Source organism: Vibrio aestuarianus (assembly GCF_028858425.1).
Classification (GTDB): domain Bacteria; phylum Pseudomonadota; class Gammaproteobacteria; order Enterobacterales; family Vibrionaceae; genus Vibrio; species Vibrio aestuarianus.
In genome coordinates, this window is the sequence record NZ_JAKNYQ010000002.1 from 38,103 (window position 1) to 55,442 (window position 17,340).

Sequence of the window (17,340 nt, forward strand, 5' to 3'; positions counted from 1 at the left end):
ACCTAATTTATTTTCTATTTAATGTGACATTACTCTAAAAGTGATTGTTCACCTTTTTATTGTGTATTGTATTTTTTGCTGTACAATTCTGGCTTAAGTACCTATTACGGAATTTGGCAATGAAAAGAGAACAAACGATAGATAATCTCTACCAACTCGCAGAATTGACGCAACAAGTTCAAGCTGACCGTATCGAAATTGTTTTAGAAGAGCGAAGTGATGACCACTTTCCTCCAATGTCTAAAGCACTGATGGAAACGCGTTCTGGTTTAACTCGTCGTAAGTTGGATGAAGCAATTACTAAATTGGAGCAAGCTGGTCATCAATTTACTAAGAATAATGCCAATCATTATTCTATTTCTCTTGCTGAAGCGCACATGCTAATGGACGCAGCAGGTGTGCCTAAATTCCATCAACGTAAAAAACATGGTGACCACAAACCCTGGATTATTAATGTTCAAAACCAAAAGGGTGGTACTGGGAAATCGATGACAGCGGTACATTTAGCCGCTTGTCTAGCGCTGAATTTGGATAAACGCTACCGTATTTGTTTAATCGACTTAGACCCTCAAGGTTCTTTGCGCCTATTTTTAAATCCGCAAATAAGTTTATCTGAACACAGTAATATCTACTCGGCAGTTGATATTATGCTCGATAATGTACCTGAAGGGACGGAAGTCGACTCTGCGTTTTTACATAAAAATGTCATGTTACCAACGCAGTATCCAAACTTGAAAACCATTTCAGCTTTCCCCGAAGATGCGATGTTTAATGCGGAAGCTTGGCAATATCTTTCTCAAAATCAATCGCTTGATATTGTGCGTCTTTTAAAAGAAAAGTTGATAGATAAAATAGCCGATGATTTTGACATGATCATGATTGATACCGGCCCACACGTAGATCCGTTAGTGTGGAATGCGATGTATGCCTCTAACGCGTTATTGATTCCGTGTGCAGCAAAGCGCTTGGATTGGGCATCGACAGTCAATTTCTTCCAGCATCTGCCAACTGTGTATGAAATGTTTCCAGAGGATTGGAAAGGGCTCGAATTTGTGCGTCTGATGCCGACTATGTTTGAAGACGACAATAAAAAGCAAGTGTCAGTTTTAACCGAAATGAACTACTTATTAGGCGATCAAGTTATGATGGCGACGATTCCTCGTAGTCGTGCATTTGAAACTTGTGCTGACACATACAGCACTGTATTTGATCTCACCACCAGCGATTTTGAAGGTGGTAAAAAGACGCTGGCAACGGCACAAGATGCTGTGCAGAAAAGTGCATTAGAGCTTGAGCGCGTACTTCATAGTCATTGGTCATCACTTAATCAGGGGTAAATAAAACATGGCAATTAAAACGTCTGATCTAAATGCAAAACTGTTTGGTAAAGCGAATAAACGACGTGCAACCACCCCGCAAGAGGCACAAACAGCGGCTAAGGAACAGGCTCAAGTTATCGAACTCGCAGTGGCTGGCGAAGAATTGGTAACGTTTGAGTTAGTACGTATTCCGGCTGATCAAGTAGCGGATAAAACGGTCGTTTTTTCGCAAAATGCACGTGAACAAGCTTTCCTAAACGAACACGCTTTGTCCGATGTTCTCACAACATTACGTGAACGTGGTCAGCAATACCCTGCTGTAGGGCGTAAAACAGCTGATGGTAAGATAGAAGTTTTAGACGGTAGCCGTCGTCGAATGTCTTGTATCCTGGCTGATAAAGAGTTTCTGGTTTACGTTGCCGAAGATATTAATGCTGAACACGCTAAATTTCTTTCTGATGTTGCAAACGCACATAAGCCGCTTTCTTTGTACGAAAAAGGCAAAGAAATGCAGGCAAAGCTCGATAATCAAGACGCTGAAGATCAAAAAGCCTTAGCGAAAATGTTTCAATGCAGTGAAGCGTTAGTTAGTGGTGCTTTAAAGGCTGCTGCTTTACCTTTGGAGCTACTGCAAGCCTACCCAAATGTGGTTGAATTAGGTCGTCCGACTATAGTGAAGCTGCATAAGCAGTTCCATGAGCTAGACGCTGACCAACAAGCGAAATTATTAGCAAAGTGTCAATCTAAAGAAGGCTTTGTATGGCAGCGCAGCAGCGCGCAAGGTGTGGCTAGGTTGACCAAAGAAGTGACTGAAACCATTGAGTCATGGATCCAAGAGTTAGTGCCACCTAAGCGTGCTGCGGCCACCAAAACTGACCTTGTCAAAGGTCGTGCAAGTTATAGTCGCAACGGCAGTAATTTGGCTCTGAATTTAAAGAAAGTTGATGACGCTACGATGCAAGAAATTTTAGATTTTATTCAAAGTAAACTCGATTAATTTTCTGCTGCTCTATAACAAAGCCCGCAATTGCGGGCTTTGTCGTTTACTATTATTGGTTTCTTAGACGTTGCCAATATTTCTCGTAAATGGCGAGTGCTTCAGAGCCAACATCGTTAATGAATTCCCCTTTTGCCATATCTGATTCGGAAGGGAAAATGGTTGGATTATCACGTAGTTCTACGGGAAGTAATGCTCGGCCACTTAGTGTCGCCGATGCGTAACCTAAGCTATTGACTATTTCTGCTTGGTTTTCGGCTTGATACATAAAGTTGATGAACTTATGGGCTAATGCCTTATTTTTACTACCTGAAGGAATGGTAAAATTATCCATCCATAATACGGCGCCTTCTTCTGGCATAACAAACTTCAACTCAGGCATTTCAACCTGGCCTTGGTAAGCGTTACCATTCCACTGCATACCTAAAGCAGCTTCACCTGAAACATAGGGGACATGCGGTGCATCAGAGTTATACAACAAAACGTTATCTTTTAGCGCCTCTAGTGACTGGTAGGCTTTTTCGATCTCTTGTTCATTTTTAGTATTGATGCTGAAGCCATTTAAAATGAGTGCCATACCGAATACATCACGAATATCGTCAATTAACATGACCTGTTGATTATATTGCTTGTTCCAAAGATCTGCCCAACGAGTCACTCCTTCAGGAATAAGCGTTTCGTTGTAGCTGATGCCAGTAATTCCCCAGATATAGGGCAGAGAATAGCGGTTTTTGGGGTCGTGTGCTTGTCCTAACAATGAAGGCATTGCATCTTTCATATTCGGGATTTGTGTATGATCTAGCTCAGCAAGTAGGCCTTCACGTCCCATTTTTTCGATAAAATACGCGGACGCAAATACCACATCGTAACCGCCACCTTTAAGCAATTTGAGCTTGGTATACATTGACTCATTATTTTCAAAAGTTGAGTAGTTGATGGTGACATTTTCTTGCTCTTCAAATTGCTGCAGTGCTTTTTCAGGCAGATAACCGCCCCATGCGTAAACATTTAGCGTTTGTGTATTTGCGCTTACTTGAGAAGCGGTGAGCATTGCTGATAAAACCAATCCTTTGATGAAAGTCTTCATTGCATTTTCATTCCTCTTGAGTCCAGAACCATACTGGAGTTGAGCGAATAATTAGTTAAAAAGTGCTCGGATTAAAGCAAAACAAATTTGTCGTAAAGAAAAATATTTTTATGCATTCTTATGGTGCCTTTTGCCTGTGCTAACATTGGCTGATTAATCGTGGCTATGGCATAAAAATGAAAGCAATCAATGACTACTTAAAGCAACTTATTGAATTGGCAAACCTGACTGATTGGCGTTTTGGTGTTGTAGTGCGTGGTGATGATTTATTTCAGAATCAAGTCTGCGACACTCTGTTAACCACTGGTAATCCTACACCTTGTTTTCAAGTAGGAGGGGTGGCTCGAGATGTCACTCGTTCAGTTCCTTTTAATAAAGGTCAGCAACTGCTAGGACAAGAGTGCCAACGGTTAATTTATGATCTCAGTGATGGGTTTGATGCCAATAGTTTTAGTGCTGCACTTGGTGCATTAAAAGGGGCGGGCATTTTGCTTGTGATGGGGAATGAGGAAAATCGTCATTCTCCTGCGCAGCAATGGCTGAATATGGCGTTTGAGCAGTTACTCGTGCTTGATCAATCTCGCCCTTTGCCGGCACTACCTGATACTTCATTGGTTGCTGATGAATTACCTCTTCCTCTTTTTTCACAGCAGAAAGAAGCTATTGCAGGCATTGTTCACGTCGTTGAAGGCCATCGTAAGCGCCCTTTAGTTATTACGGCTGACCGCGGGCGTGGAAAAAGTAGTGCATTAGGGATCGCTGTTGCGGAGCTGATGAAAAAGCGGAATATTAATATACTCATCACTGCGCCGACAATTAACGCGGTTAAGCCTGTATTTGAACATGCGGCATTGAACCTAGCGGGTTCAAGTTGTAGTACCACTGCTCTTCGATATCAACATTCATCGCTACAATTTGTTGCGCCGGATGAACTGCTAAGACTCAAACCTCAGGGTGATTTACTATTGGTTGATGAAGCGGCTGCTTTGCCTCTTGCTTTGTTGCAGCAGATGGTCGAGCTGTATCATCGCGCGGTATTTTCTACAACGATTCACGGCTATGAAGGGTGTGGTCGAGGTTTCACTCTCAAGTTTCAATCTTGGCTCAATAAACACAGGCCAGGCGTCAAGTCATTCCATATTGATCAGCCGATTCGTTGGAAAGAAGGAGACCCACTCGAACAGTGGCAATATCAAACTTTTCTACTCAATTACGACTTACCAACGTTGGCGATACCATCTTCTTTTAGTCTTAGTCACGTAACATTGGAGTTGATACCCAAACAGCAGATGCTCAATGAGCCAAGATTGCTGCATGAGGTTTTTTCGTTGCTGGTCAATGCACACTACCAAACTTCACCCAATGATTTATTCCATTTACTAGCTGATGACAACATGCAGCTTTATGTTTCGATGTTAGGTAAGCGTTGTCTTGGCTGCATTTTAACGGTAGAAGAAGGTCAATTAGATGAGCCTTTAATTCGTTCTATTCAGCAAGGACAACGTCGTCCTAAGGGGCATCTTGTACCTATATCGCTTGCTAACCAAGTGGGTATTGCCGAAGCGGCTTTTCAATCTTGTACGCGAATTATGCGAATAGCCGTTCATCCAGATTGGCAACGAAAAGGCGTTGGTGCGCAGTTGCTTACTCTGCTGAGCAAAAAGGTGACTAGCGATTATCTTGCAACAAGTTTTGGAGCGACAAGTGAGCTCATTCATTTTTGGTCATCACAACACTTTGTTCCTGTGAAAATTGGCACACAGCGCGATCAAGCCAGCGGTTGTTATTCCTTACTCATGGTTCAGGATTCAAGTCTTTCTTGGATCGCAATAGCGACACAATGTTTTAAGCGCCATTTCTTATATTCGCTAATGGATACATTACAAAATATCGAACCTGAATTGGTGCGAACTTTACTTATGCAGATGGCTAACAACAGTGAGGTATTCAACTCAGATCCAGTCGAGATGGTTCCGTATCGTCTACTGTCTGATTACAGTGCCGGCGGTTCAGATTTTGAAAGTGTCAGCGTTTGGATTCAGCAAGAACTCCATTGCCTCAATTCTGAATTCGCATTTTCCATTTCGGATGTATTGGTAAAAAAATGTTTGCAGAATAAAAGTTGGTCGGCTTGTGCCAATGAACTTGGATTATCTGGGCGTAAGCAAATTGAACAAGCCATTCGCCATGATCTGAGTTTTATTTTGGATAATTTACACTGTAAAACTGCTGAATCCGATTAATAATGAAGCTGGGATTTACAGTGTAAATGGAAGGTGTTCGCTGTTTTTCGAATGTCACTCAAGGTCATCAATAGCAAGTTGTTAAGATAGGTATAGTTAATTGATCTTCTGTGACTCTTTTAAAAGTCGATTTTACCGCGCAAAGACTTATTTGCGCCATTTCTTTTCTTCGCCTCAATCCGTCGACGTTGAGAACCTTTAGTCGGTTTTGTTGCGGTGCGTTTCTTTACGACCACCATTGCTGAAAGAATCAGTTCTTTGAGGCGGTTGAGTGCATCTTCTCTGTTTTGCTCTTGGGTTCGATAAGACTGAGCTTTGATAACGATGACACCTTCTTTGGTAATTCTTGAGTCAGATAAGGCGAGTAGTTTTTGCTTGTAAAGATCGGGTAGGGTAGAGCGATGAATATCAAATCGTAAATGTATCGCACTAGAAACCTTATTAACATTCTGCCCGCCGCTACCCATGGCACGAATTGCTGAAAGTTCAATTTCCCAACTAGCGAGTTCGACGGTGTTAGATATCTTGAGCATAAATCCAGAGTAAGAAGTGATTTCAGTCGTCATTCTAATGGAGTTGCTAGTGGTTTACCATCTCACCTATGAATGAATCGATCTAGCAAGACCACTGAGAGTTTATTTTTGCGCTAGACGTATTCAAGGGGACGAGACAATATTATTTGATAACACAGAGCTTAATCACACATGTGAGAATCTATAGTTGGTCAAAGTGGATAGAGTTTGATAGGTTAAGAAGACATAGTGATTGGAAAGGTATAATTATATGAAAGTAAACGTTCAAACACATCATGTATCAATTAATGAAGACTCACGTAAAGAAATTGAAAGTAAATTTGAGAAAATTTCATCTCACTTTCCTCAATTGATCAGCTGCGACATTATTATCACCAAAGAACACGGGCAGCATGAGGTAGAAATCTTCACCAATTATGAGGGCGTGCGCGTTTCAGCTAAATCGACAAACGACGTTATGTATCCGGCTATTGCTGCGGCGTTGAAGAAACTTGAAGCTGGTTTAAGCAATCGCAAAGGGCAATTGAGAGCCGATATTCATGCTAAACCAATGGGCATGAGACCTGAGATAGATACTGACCTTATCTCAGAAGAGTAATCTTATTTTCATATCATCAAACAGATTCTTGAAGCCAGCCGCATCGTGCTGGCTTTTTTTATACTCAATGCCTAGGATGGTGCAGAATGTGTAAACCAACAGGTTGTTCGACCGATTATTGCTTTAACTTTAATGCAATCAATATTTCCATATCATAAGTTTGAACCTCGGTTATAGATCACATTCATCGTGCCAATAAAACCGATATCTTACACATCGTTTATTTGTTTTAAGGTTGGTTGTATGGATATTCGATTTTGTGAAAAATGTGGTGAAGCAACACCACACAAAGAGATCATTAAACAGAAGCCTTCGAAGTATGGAAAAAGTAGAAAGGAGCAGTTTAAAGCATTTTTAGAAGGGTTCTTTTCGGGAACTGCAAGCCCAGCATTGGCATCATTAGAACTTATTGACCGATATGTTGTTTGTGATAAATGTGGGCATAAAGTACTCGAAAATCACGGTGAAGAATTTCAATGATACGATAACTACAAGGATATTATTTGATGACCAAATTTCAGTTTTTTTGCAAACCAGGCTCTGAACGTAAAGAATTTACTTATCTCGATATGAGTAGCGAGACATTCTCGGATGAAAAAGCGCAACTATTACAATTAGATTTTGAAGTTGAAGATGATGTCATTTACGCGAGTACAGCAGAAGAAGCTGTTGAAAAGTTTCGTTCAAATTATCTTTATGCTTTAGAAGAGTACAACAATGCACATCCATCGAGTGCCTTTATCACTTTGGTGATTGAAAGCTACAAGGAGGTGCGTCGTCGATTTGCTGTACGTTAACTAGTTTGCATTTCACAGCTACTTATTTTCAATCTTTCTCATTGGTTCGATACTTATTTTGTCTAAAAGAGCGTTTCGCGGAGCATATCACTATCAATCATTGCTTCAATCAGTGATATGCTGATTGTTAGAAAAAGTAAAAGAATACAAAGCTCACTCAATGAGGAACAATAATGATCAACATTGCCTTTTTTAGCACGAAGTCTTATGACCAAGCTGCATTCGAACAAGCTAAAAATAACCACCAGGTCAATTACCACTTTTACGACTTTTTACTTACTGAAAAAACAGCCAAAATGGCCAAAGGTTGTGAAGTGGTGTGTGCGTTCGTTAATGATGATTTATCACGTACGGTTCTAGAACAACTTGCAGTGCGTGGTGTTAAGATGATCGCTATGCGTTGCGCAGGGTTTAATAATGTCGACTTGGATGCAGCAAAAGAGTTCGGTATTACTGTGGCTCGTGTACCTGCTTACTCACCAGAATCGATTGCTGAACACACGGTGGGATTAATGATGACATTAAACCGCCGTTTCCATAAAGCGTATCAGCGCACCCGCGAAGCGAATTTCTCACTGGAAGGTTTGGTTGGTTTTAACTTTCATGGTCGTACCGCCGGTATCATAGGCACTGGGAAAATAGGTCTGGCAACGATTCGGATCTTGAGAGGGCTTGGTATGAACGTGTTGTGTTCTGACCCTTATCCAAGCGAAGTAGCAAAAGAGCTTGGAGCCACTTACTGTGAATTAGAGACGCTTATTCGTCAATCTGATGTCATCTCCTTACATTGTCCAATGACAAAAGAGAATTACCATCTTTTGGATGCGGCTTCCTTTGGGAAAATGAAAGATGGGGTGATGATCATCAACACCAGTCGTGGTGAGTTGTTAGATTCAGTTGCCGCTATTGAAGCGCTTAAGCAAGGGCGTATTGGTGCGCTTGGTTTAGACGTTTATGAGAGCGAGAAGGAACTATTCTTCCAAGATAAATCAAATGACGTGATTGTGGATGATGTATTTCGACGTTTGTCTGCGTGTCACAATGTTATTTTTACCGGTCACCAAGCTTTCTTGACTACCGATGCACTGCAGAGCATTGCCGAAACCACACTGTCCAATATAGATAGCTTTGCACAACAAAAAAGCAATCCAAACTTCTTAGATTTTACTTGATAAACGTCATTGTCTTTCATCTTTCGGAGAATCCATCACCACCATCGTGCTGATGGATTTTACCGTTAAACACTCACCAAGTACGTCTGCGTGAAAGCGTTTATAAGCACCGAGATCTTTTGTTTCAACGCGGAGAAGGTATTCGTTCATCCCCGTGATGTTGTGGCATTCCACCACTTCTTTCGCAAAACGTACATGTTCTTCGAAACTAAGTTGTGCTTTTTTCGTGTGACTGTTTAAACCAATCGCTACGTAAGCTACAAAACCGACATCAAGCTGTGTTTTATCCAATATCGCACGATAGCTTTTAATTACCTTTTTCCGTTCTAGATCTTGAACTCGTCGCAGAGTTGCTGAGGGAGATAACCCTACTCGCTCGGCTAGTTCAACATTAGATACTCGGCCATCAATTTTTAGTTCTTGCAATATTCTTTCGTCAAATCGGTCCATGGGTATTTTTTATTGTCCATTTTTATTGTTTAAAACAAATATAAGCACAATATTGCTAGTTGATACCATTATTATTTTCTTATCGTTTATCAATAGAGAGAAAAAAATGGATTACACACAGTGGGGGGCATTGATTGGGTTTGCCTTTGTCTCAACATTTTCACCGGGGCCGAACAACATTATGCTCATGACATCAGGAGCCAATGTCGGTTTTGTACGTACCATTCCCCATATGTTGGGTATAACCTTTGGTTTTAGCCTCATGTTGTTGTTAGTTGGTGTTGGGCTAACAGAGTTGTTCCAACGCTATTCACTGTTACAACAAGGCTTGCAAATCACTTGCATGGCATATTTAGTTTATTTGGCCATAAAAATTGCTTTAAGTAACCCGGCACAAAATGCTGAGCACTATCAGCCGATGTCATTTGTAGCCGCAGTACTGTTTCAATGGGTTAATCCTAAAGGGTGGTCGATGGCATTAACCGCTGTGAGTGTTTATAACCAGAGTGCTAGTTGGGCGCAGTTGTTACTTATTTCACTGGTGTTTGCACTGGTAAACATTCCATCGGTCAGTGTATGGACAGCCGCTGGCAAACAACTGAGTTATTGGATGAATCATCCAAGCTATGTACGTTGGTTTAATGGTGCTATGGGGGCTTTACTGCTGTTTTCCGTAGTCTCTATGTTATAGATCGTTACTATTAATCAATATCTAAATGCTACTCACAGAGGAACGTCTCACCAAAATTGGCATAAACAACTTGTGATCATGGTGCTCAGTTTGTTCATTACTTGCTAGTTCCAATGAAAGTTTCACCGCTTGATTAGCCATCACTTGAATCGGGTAGCGAATCGTAGTGAGGCGAGGGTAGATATAGCGAGCGATATGCCCATCGTCGAACCCAATTACCGACATGTTCTCGGGAATACGGACACCATTTTCTTGTAATAAGGTGAGGCAACCAGCAGCCATGTAGTCATTGTAGGTGGCGATCGCGGTAATCGGTGTATTTTTGGCCATTAGGTTAACCATCGCTTGCTCTCCACCAAGCTCATCGGGTTCACCGTATTCGATGTACTCTTCAATGGGTTCAATGCCATTGTCACGCAAGGCATCTAAATAGCCAGTTTTGCGGTCGTGCGCATCTTCAATATCGTGGCTTGAGCAAATGTATGCGATATGTTTATGGCCATTTCGAATCAAATACTCTGTCGCCATGTAAGAGCCTTTGTGGTTGTCGAGCGCGATACAACGGGAAGCTATTTCCGGTACGATTCGGTTGATTAATACCATGCCGGGAATTTCTTGAGCTAACTTAGTCAGTTCTTCGTCGCTCATGCCTTTGCTGTGCACGACTAACGATTCACAACGGCTGTTAATGAGTAAGTTAATGGCGTTGCGCTCTTTGATCGCATCATGGTAACCACTGCCAATTAATAACTGTTTACCTTGCTCACTTGCTATTGTGTCAATTGCTTTGACCATGGTGCCAAAGAAAGGAGCAGAGACATCATTCACCAAAACGCCTATTGCATTAGAGGATTTACTAACTAAAGCGCGTGCATTGGCGTTGGGGCGATAGCCTAGCTTCTCCATTGCCGCTTTGACCGCGATAATGGCTGATTCACTGGTATGTGGAGCGTTGTTGAGTACGCGTGAAGTAGTTGCAATGGATACGCCTGCTTCTTTTGCAACGTCTTTAATGGTCGCCATAGAGCCTCTTTTCTTCTGATTGTGGTTAATTAGACAGTGGATGAGTGAATAACACAAATGCTAAAGATCGTTTAACTCGATTGTTGCAGGTTTTATTTAACCATTTGATAAAAAAGCCCTCAACATGATTGAGGGCTAAGTTAACAGAAGCGATAGGGTAAGTGCTAGGCGTGAGGTTTTAACGTGACTGTATATCGGTACGTTTTCTCTAGTAGCTGAAACTCTTTATGAACACTTGGGCTCCAAGAGTCATCGCCACCAACCCCCATATGTTGGTGATCAATGCGGACATACACTTTATCTTCTGCTTCCAATTCATTGGTGTGTTTGGCCTGCGTTAATTGCTCCAAGCTATATTGGCTAACACTAAATGCCAAATCGCCCATGAACGTCAGGTCGCCGACAGCTAGCCATTTTGTGCCGCTGCGTAGGCCATTATCGGTTGGAAAAATATAGGATGTATGCATCGACTCTAGGGGTTGAGTATGTAAGCCAAAGCGGGCGGCCGACAAGCGGTCAGGGTAGTTCTCGAATGGGCCTAAACCTAGCCAAGTGACTTCCTCCGCCAATGGTAATTCCAACTCTAAACCGATACGTGGCATCGGAGGAAGATGGTCTGCCAATTTTACGCTGATATCCAAACTCATGCAGCCTTGGTTATCGAGTGTGTAAGTCCAAACGGTTAGCGCTTGAATGGCCTCATTATAGCGATAAGCAAAGGTTGAGGTGACTTGAATGGCTTGGTTTAGTGTTTCACTGACGCAACTGATACACTCACGCTGCCATTGGCCAATACCCGCTAGTTGCCAACGACACACCCAAGCATTTGGGTCTATGTTGTCCACTTCGCTAACGCCAATATCATTATCTAATGGTGCGCGGAAAAAGTTATCTTCGGGTGATCGCAGTATTTGCGGCTGTCCATCTACTCGCCAATCAGTGAGTAAGCCGGTCTGTGTATCCCATTGCCATTGATGTTTTGCATCACGACTGTTTACCAAAATCTGAGAGCCTTGTTCGCTGAGTTCTGGCGCTGGTTGAAGATTCACCTCAGGCAGTGATAAAGCACAAGTATTGACTAATGCAAACTGCTCGGTAGCGATAGTATGACCCGCAGGCGCCCAAGCGGTTGGATTCACTAAACAAACATCCGTATTGAGATGATAGAGTGCATCGGCTTTTGGTTGGAAATTCCATTCAATTATTATGTGTTGCTGGCTGTCAGCCTCAATAGCGAGCGCTAACTGACCGGTTTGAATGGCTACACCATTTTCTAACAGAGACCAGTTTAGCTGTTCGTTATCGGTAGCACGGAACAAGTTCTCGTTAGTGATGGTTAAGTGGCAGTGCTGCTCATGTTGTTTATTGAGCACAACGGTGATCATCCGTTGACAGAATTTGGCTTCTTCCAGTGTTGGGTGTGGGGTGCGATCTGGGAAGATCAAACCGTTGATGCAGAACTGACGGTCATTGATTTCATCACCAAAATCACCACCGTATGCCCAGAAATGCTGACCATTGTCATCCCATCGGCTTAAGCCTTGATCCACCCAATCCCAAATAAAGCCGCCTTGTAGGCGAGGGTAATCGCGGAACGCATCCCAGTAGTCATTAAAGCTACCTAGACTGTTGCCCATTGCGTGTGCGTATTCACACAAAATCAAAGGACGAGTTTCGTTTGGTAACGACACCCATTTCTTGATTGCCCATTTAGGCACGGCTTCGTCTTCGATGACCGTATTCACACGCGCGTACATTGGCGCAATGATGTCTGTCGCGGTGGTGTTTGAACCGCCACCTTCGTACTGCACTGGGCGAGAAGGATCGTAGTTTTTAGACCAAGCGTACATCGCATTATGGTTGCTGCCGTGACCAGACTCGTTACCTAAAGACCAGATGATGATCGAAGGGTGGTTCTTATCACGCATCACCATTTGGGTGTAACGGCTCATGTAAGCGTGTGCCCACTGCGGATCGCTCGATAGGCGGTTCATTGGCTGCATGCCATGAGTTTCGATGTTTGCCTCATCGCACACGTACAAGCCGTACTGGTCACACAATTCATACCAACGAGGATGGTTAGGATAATGCGCCGTACGTACCGCGTTGAAGTTGTATTGCTTCATCAAGCAGATGTCACGGATCATGTCTTCTTCGGTCATCACATGACCAAGCTCTGGGTGATGTTCATGGCGATTGACACCGCGGATCAGCAAAGGCTTGCCGTTGAGCTTCAATTGGCCATCGGTGATTTCGACTTTACGGAAGCCCACTGGGTACGCTTCGCTTTCTAAGTGCGTGCCGTTTTCATCCAACAGTGAGACGACTAAGCGGTAGAGGTTCGGTGTTTCCGCCGTCCATTTCTTTGGCTCGCGTAGGTGCAACGTTTGGAATACCAAGTCATCCCAGGTGCCACGTTCATCAATGCGTCGGTTGTGTGGACGATCGATGCGAGGCTCTGTCACGGCTTGTTCACCGTCAAACAGCTGCACTTGGACTTGATAGGTGTCAGGCGCAGAAATAGAAGTCACAACCGACAGGGAACCATCGCGGTAACACGCGTCTAAATCCGGCGTGATGAACACATCTTCAATGCATAATTTGGGTTTAGACAGTAAAGTCACGTCGCGGAAAATACCGCTCAGCCACCACATATCTTGGTCTTCCAAATAACTACCATCGCTCCAGCGAATGACCATTACTGCTAAGCTGTTGTCACCGGCATGGAGATAGGGTGATAAGTCAAATTCAGCGGGTAGTCGGCTGTCTTGGCTATAACCAACCCAATGACCGTTACACCATAAATAAAAGGCAGAGTTCACACCGTCGAAGATAATGCGCTGAGTCTCGTTGAGAGACGCTTCGCTCAGAGTCAGGCGAGTACGGTAGCATCCGGTTGGATTATCTGCGGGCACATAAGGTGGATTGACTTCAAACGGGTATTTGATGTTAGCGTAAATTGGTTTGTCGTACCCTTGAAGTTGCCAGTTCGATGGCACGGTGATCTCATCCCAGGCGCCATCATCAAAGTTGGCTGTAATGAAATCACCGTCGACCTGTTCTGGGGCATCAAACAGTTTGAACTTCCATTGACCATTGAGCGAGTGACGCTGGGCATTGCTTGCTTGACGCGCATGTTCAATATCACGGTAGCTCGCCAGTGGACTGTGCGCTTTAAGACAGTGAATATTCACCGACTGAGGGTTCTCCCAGTCTCTTCGTTGGATAATGTCTGAAAATGCTTTCATGGTGTTCCTACTCTTGTACGATTCAATGTTTTGGATTGTCATCACGAGCATAATTCGTGACGTGGCTATTTATTCGGTAAAAATTTATTCTGCTAAACGTTTTTAACTAAAACTTGAACGATTAGATATTGGCCCATTTTTCATAACCAAAGTCACTCATGTTCTCCACTGTTGTGGAGCTTGCTCGTGATGTTAGGGCAAGAGACAGCCCCAATGCTTTGAGTAGCATTTTGGGATTCATGAAGTGTCTCCATTATATTTTTATTTATCGATAATTTTTTATGATTGAGTCCTAACTCGCGATGGAGTGTAAAGAATATATGGAAACGTTTCCATGATGGAGTTGGCATTTTCGCCTCAATGAAGGAGGTGTTCGTTGGTAATGGGATTTTTATCGTTAAATTTAGAGTTTTAGGCTCGGTAGATGTGGTTTGTTATGGGGTTAATTTCGAATCCTTTATTTTTGATATGGAAAGATACTATACCAAAGTAGGTTAGTGATTCGTATTTGTTACTAATTTGTGAGGTTAGTGACCGTGGAAGCGAGAAAGGAAAGCTCAGCTTAAACAAACTGAGCTCTGAGACAAAGAAGTATATATAAGATCTTATCGGCAGATTTGCGACATTTCTTACACTGCTATTCCGGGATTTTAAGTTAGGATCCAAAAGAGACACTTCGTTTTGTGCTCCAATGCCTAAGAATATGAGGGACGCTAAGGGAGTTCAAGGTAATTTCGTTATCGGAGTGTCATTGATGGATATATTAAATAGTCGCATTGTTAATACATTGATTTTTAATGCTATCTATATAAAGCATAGAGTCATCTCATTGATGTATTTTTATGTTTTAAGTTATATCCGCTTTGTTTCGGTGTGAGTGATAAAGATAAACTCGACGATCACAGCATTCCTATAAAATTTAAACGGTTTTATTTAACTCTTTTTTTGTAAACGTTTCCATTGATATGGAATGGCTCACAGAAACTTTTCTTTCTTTCCTTATGATGCGTAACCATTGAAATATCGAAGGTAAGATACTGATGACGAAGAAAACCCTGATAGAACTGACTGGCCAGCAGAGCCAACTCATTGTCGAAATTGCGGATTTTGCCGAAATTCTACATTGGGGTCGACCTGTTAATGGCGATCTGTCCCATTTTCGCTCTGCACTTCATCGACCCGTACCATACGGCCGCTTAGACAATGATGTTGCAATGACACTGAGTCCTGAATTGGGTCGAGGAGTCTTTAGTAGCCCCGGTGTAGAAGGTCATAGAGAGAGCTTGGGTTGGGCTCCAGTGTTAGTGGTTCAGTATATTGAACGTAGTGACAACGGATTGCGAATTGAAAGTGAAGATAAGCAAGCGGGCTTACACCTGACAACCGAGTTGTGTTTGGATGAGTACGATGTAGTGAAAACTCGTCATACGCTAACCAATACAAAACAAGGCGTATACCATGTTACACGCCTGGCCAATACCCTGCCGTTGCCTGCGCGAACTAATGAACTCATGACCTATTACGGTCGCTGGGTGCACGAATTTCAAACCGCTCGTCAACCCTTATTGCAAGGTGGTTATCAACAAGAAAACCGTCGAGGCCGAACTTCTCACGAGCATTATCCCGCTTTGGTTGCGGGTACTCAGCATTTTGATGAAATGCAAGGGGATGTATGGGGATTTCATTTTGCTTGGAGTGGTAATCATCGATTGCGGGTAGATGTAAAAGCGGACGGTCGTCGTTATATGCAAGCTGAAGTCATTTATTTACCTGGTGAAATCGCATTGCAGCAAGGTGAGAGTCTAACCACGCCCTGGCTTTATGCCAGTTATAGCCATGCTGGTTTGAACGGTATGAGCCACCAGTTTCATTCGCATGTCCGTCACGCTATTCTGCCTTCGGATTTTATGCAAAAGCCACGACCTATTCATTTAAACACATGGGAAGGGATCTATTTTGACCATGATCCTGACTATATTATGTCGATGGCATCAGAGGCTGCTGCGATGGGAGTAGAGCGCTTCATTATCGATGATGGTTGGTTTGAAGGACGTAATGGCGATAAAGCAGGGTTAGGCGATTGGTTTTTAGACCGAGAGAAATACCCAAATGGTTTAGAGCCTGTTGTTGCACACGTCAACAAATTAGGCATGGAATTTGGCCTGTGGTTTGAGCCCGAAATGATAAACAAAGATTCAGATCTTTATCGTGCTCACCCTAACTGGTTATTAGCCGTTGACGGTTATGAGCAGCCAACCGGACGTAACCAGTATGTCATTGATTTACAAAATGATGAGGCGTTTAATTTCTTATTTGAAAGGCTCGATCATTTTTTGAATACTTACAATATTGCCTATATAAAATGGGATATGAATCGTGAGATTGTACAGCCAGCTCATTTAGGTAAGGCCGCAGCATCTCTTCAAGTCGAGCGTTATTACCAGTTGGTTGATAAGGTGCGCGCTAAACATCCTCAAGTTGATATTGAGTCTTGCGCTGCTGGTGGGGGACGCATTGATTTTGAAATACTCAAACGAACTCAGCGTTTTTGGGCATCAGATAATAACGATGCTTTAGAACGTCAAACGATTCAACGTGGCATGAGCTATTTTTTCCCACCTGAAGTCATGGGCAGTCACATTGGTGCGAGTCATTGTCACTCGACACGTCGCCGCCATAGTATTGAATTTCGTGGTTTGACGGCCTTGTTTGGTCACATGGGAATTGAGTTAGATCCGGTCAAAGAAGAGCTGTTAGAAAAGCAAGGTTTTGAACGATATGTTCGGTTGCATAAGATGTTGCGTCAATTGCTGCACACAGGGCGAACTTGGCGGATTCCAGCCGACGACAAAGCACACCAAATACATGCTGTTGTTTCTCAAGATCAATCGGAAGCGGTCGTCATGATGGCACAGCTTACTATGCCAACCCATTCACTCAGTGGCCATTTACGTGTTCCGGGATTGGATAGTAATGCGCTGTATCGCGTATCGGTACTGGATAAACCTGAAAACTATGATGATATTGTCAACTATCAACCACCTTGGACGGAGTCTGGCTGCGAATTGTCAGGTGCTTGGTGCGCTGAAGTTGGTTTAACCATGCCAATTCTAGATGCCGAAACGGCTTTATTGATTAAATTCGAACGTATTAGTGATTAACTATTGCCCATTCTAATATGA

Annotated in this window: 14 protein-coding genes; 9 read left to right on the forward strand and 5 right to left on the reverse strand. The window is 42.9% G+C overall.

What is annotated here, in order from left to right:
- The first annotated feature begins 119 nt into the window (after nt 1–119).
- Together MCT08_RS13930 and MCT08_RS13935 are read left to right on the forward strand one after the other, a co-directional pair.
- Nucleotides 120–1,337: a ParA family protein gene (locus MCT08_RS13930; protein ID WP_053308935.1), complete on the forward strand. Its 1,218-nt coding sequence runs from the start codon at nt 120–122 to the stop codon at nt 1,335–1,337.
- Nucleotides 1,338–1,344: 7 nt separating this feature from the next.
- Nucleotides 1,345–2,316: a ParB/RepB/Spo0J family partition protein gene (locus MCT08_RS13935; protein ID WP_168524379.1), complete on the forward strand. Its 972-nt coding sequence runs from the start codon at nt 1,345–1,347 to the stop codon at nt 2,314–2,316.
- A 52-nt stretch (nt 2,317–2,368) separates the two neighbouring features.
- Here MCT08_RS13935 and MCT08_RS13940 read toward each other — a convergent pair whose 3' ends face one another.
- The gene (locus tag MCT08_RS13940; RefSeq protein WP_168524378.1) at nt 2,369–3,403 is read right to left on the reverse strand and encodes a polyamine ABC transporter substrate-binding protein; all 1,035 of its coding nucleotides are present in this window, start codon (nt 3,401–3,403) and stop codon (nt 2,369–2,371) included.
- A 176-nt stretch (nt 3,404–3,579) separates the two neighbouring features.
- Here MCT08_RS13940 and MCT08_RS13945 point away from each other — a divergent pair, with 176 nt between their 5' ends.
- The gene (locus MCT08_RS13945; protein ID WP_274678693.1) at nt 3,580–5,646 is read left to right on the forward strand and encodes a GNAT family N-acetyltransferase; all 2,067 of its coding nucleotides are present in this window, start codon (nt 3,580–3,582) and stop codon (nt 5,644–5,646) included.
- 119 nt (nt 5,647–5,765) lie between these two features.
- Here MCT08_RS13945 and arfB read toward each other — a convergent pair whose 3' ends face one another.
- Nucleotides 5,766–6,179, reverse strand: coding sequence for an alternative ribosome rescue aminoacyl-tRNA hydrolase ArfB (arfB, locus tag MCT08_RS13950; protein ID WP_053309053.1), 414 nt, complete (start codon nt 6,177–6,179; stop codon nt 5,766–5,768).
- 250 nt (nt 6,180–6,429) lie between these two features.
- Here arfB and hpf point away from each other — a divergent pair, with 250 nt between their 5' ends.
- The 4 genes from hpf to MCT08_RS13970 all read left to right on the forward strand — a co-directional run bounded on the left by hpf (nt 6,430) and on the right by MCT08_RS13970 (nt 8,746).
- A complete protein-coding gene (gene hpf, locus MCT08_RS13955; protein ID WP_274676574.1) occupies nt 6,430–6,777 on the forward strand; it encodes a ribosome hibernation-promoting factor, HPF/YfiA family in 348 nt (115 codons plus the stop codon).
- A gap of 243 nt (nt 6,778–7,020) precedes the next feature.
- Nucleotides 7,021–7,257, forward strand: a complete 237-nt coding sequence (locus tag MCT08_RS13960) for a hypothetical protein (protein ID WP_053308930.1) — start codon at nt 7,021–7,023, stop codon at nt 7,255–7,257.
- Between the two features lie 26 nt (nt 7,258–7,283).
- Complete coding sequence (locus MCT08_RS13965) at nt 7,284–7,574, forward strand: hypothetical protein (RefSeq protein ID WP_171375445.1); 291 nt, start codon at nt 7,284–7,286, stop codon at nt 7,572–7,574.
- 173 nt (nt 7,575–7,747) lie between these two features.
- Nucleotides 7,748–8,746 carry a 2-hydroxyacid dehydrogenase gene (locus tag MCT08_RS13970; protein ID WP_053308928.1) on the forward strand — a complete coding sequence of 333 codons (999 nt, stop codon included), beginning with the start codon at nt 7,748–7,750 and terminating at the stop codon, nt 8,744–8,746.
- Between the two features lie 6 nt (nt 8,747–8,752).
- Here the strand turns inward: MCT08_RS13970 and MCT08_RS13975 are convergent, their stop codons facing one another.
- Nucleotides 8,753–9,196, reverse strand: coding sequence for an Lrp/AsnC family transcriptional regulator (locus tag MCT08_RS13975; protein WP_053308927.1), 444 nt, complete (start codon nt 9,194–9,196; stop codon nt 8,753–8,755).
- Between the two features lie 106 nt (nt 9,197–9,302).
- Between MCT08_RS13975 and MCT08_RS13980 the strand changes: the two genes are divergently transcribed.
- Nucleotides 9,303–9,887, forward strand: coding sequence for a LysE family translocator (locus tag MCT08_RS13980; RefSeq protein ID WP_274678694.1), 585 nt, complete (start codon nt 9,303–9,305; stop codon nt 9,885–9,887).
- A 21-nt stretch (nt 9,888–9,908) separates the two neighbouring features.
- On the opposite strand, the gene MCT08_RS13985 is transcribed toward MCT08_RS13980, so the two are convergent.
- Both MCT08_RS13985 and MCT08_RS13990 read right to left on the reverse strand, forming a co-directional pair.
- Nucleotides 9,909–10,910 carry a substrate-binding domain-containing protein gene (locus MCT08_RS13985; RefSeq protein WP_274675550.1) on the reverse strand — a complete coding sequence of 334 codons (1,002 nt, stop codon included), beginning with the start codon at nt 10,908–10,910 and terminating at the stop codon, nt 9,909–9,911.
- A gap of 164 nt (nt 10,911–11,074) precedes the next feature.
- Complete coding sequence (locus MCT08_RS13990; protein ID WP_274678695.1) at nt 11,075–14,158, reverse strand: beta-galactosidase; 3,084 nt, start codon at nt 14,156–14,158, stop codon at nt 11,075–11,077.
- A 1,040-nt stretch (nt 14,159–15,198) separates the two neighbouring features.
- On the opposite strand from MCT08_RS13990, the gene MCT08_RS13995 reads away from it, so the two are divergent.
- Nucleotides 15,199–17,319 (forward strand): alpha-galactosidase, encoded by a 2,121-nt coding sequence (locus MCT08_RS13995; protein WP_274678696.1) that lies wholly within the window; start codon nt 15,199–15,201, stop codon nt 17,317–17,319.
- Nucleotides 17,320–17,340: the final 21 nt, after the last annotated feature.

Bases quoted from the DNA above. Each gene is read 5' to 3' on its own strand.
- MCT08_RS13930 (WP_053308935.1), top strand. From the start codon at position 120: ATGAAAAGAGAACAAACGATAGATAATCTCTACCAACTCGCAGAATTG.
- MCT08_RS13935 (WP_168524379.1), top strand. From the start codon at position 1,345: ATGGCAATTAAAACGTCTGATCTAAATGCAAAACTGTTTGGTAAAGCG.
- MCT08_RS13940 (WP_168524378.1), bottom strand. From the start codon at position 3,403: ATGAAGACTTTCATCAAAGGATTGGTTTTATCAGCAATGCTCACCGCT.
- MCT08_RS13945 (WP_274678693.1), top strand. From the start codon at position 3,580: ATGAAAGCAATCAATGACTACTTAAAGCAACTTATTGAATTGGCAAAC.
- arfB (WP_053309053.1), bottom strand. From the start codon at position 6,179: ATGCTCAAGATATCTAACACCGTCGAACTCGCTAGTTGGGAAATTGAA.
- hpf (WP_274676574.1), top strand. From the start codon at position 6,430: ATGAAAGTAAACGTTCAAACACATCATGTATCAATTAATGAAGACTCA.
- MCT08_RS13960 (WP_053308930.1), top strand. From the start codon at position 7,021: ATGGATATTCGATTTTGTGAAAAATGTGGTGAAGCAACACCACACAAA.
- MCT08_RS13965 (WP_171375445.1), top strand. From the start codon at position 7,284: ATGACCAAATTTCAGTTTTTTTGCAAACCAGGCTCTGAACGTAAAGAA.
- MCT08_RS13970 (WP_053308928.1), top strand. From the start codon at position 7,748: ATGATCAACATTGCCTTTTTTAGCACGAAGTCTTATGACCAAGCTGCA.
- MCT08_RS13975 (WP_053308927.1), bottom strand. From the start codon at position 9,196: ATGGACCGATTTGACGAAAGAATATTGCAAGAACTAAAAATTGATGGC.
- MCT08_RS13980 (WP_274678694.1), top strand. From the start codon at position 9,303: ATGGATTACACACAGTGGGGGGCATTGATTGGGTTTGCCTTTGTCTCA.
- MCT08_RS13985 (WP_274675550.1), bottom strand. From the start codon at position 10,910: ATGGCGACCATTAAAGACGTTGCAAAAGAAGCAGGCGTATCCATTGCA.
- MCT08_RS13990 (WP_274678695.1), bottom strand. From the start codon at position 14,158: ATGAAAGCATTTTCAGACATTATCCAACGAAGAGACTGGGAGAACCCT.
- MCT08_RS13995 (WP_274678696.1), top strand. From the start codon at position 15,199: ATGACGAAGAAAACCCTGATAGAACTGACTGGCCAGCAGAGCCAACTC.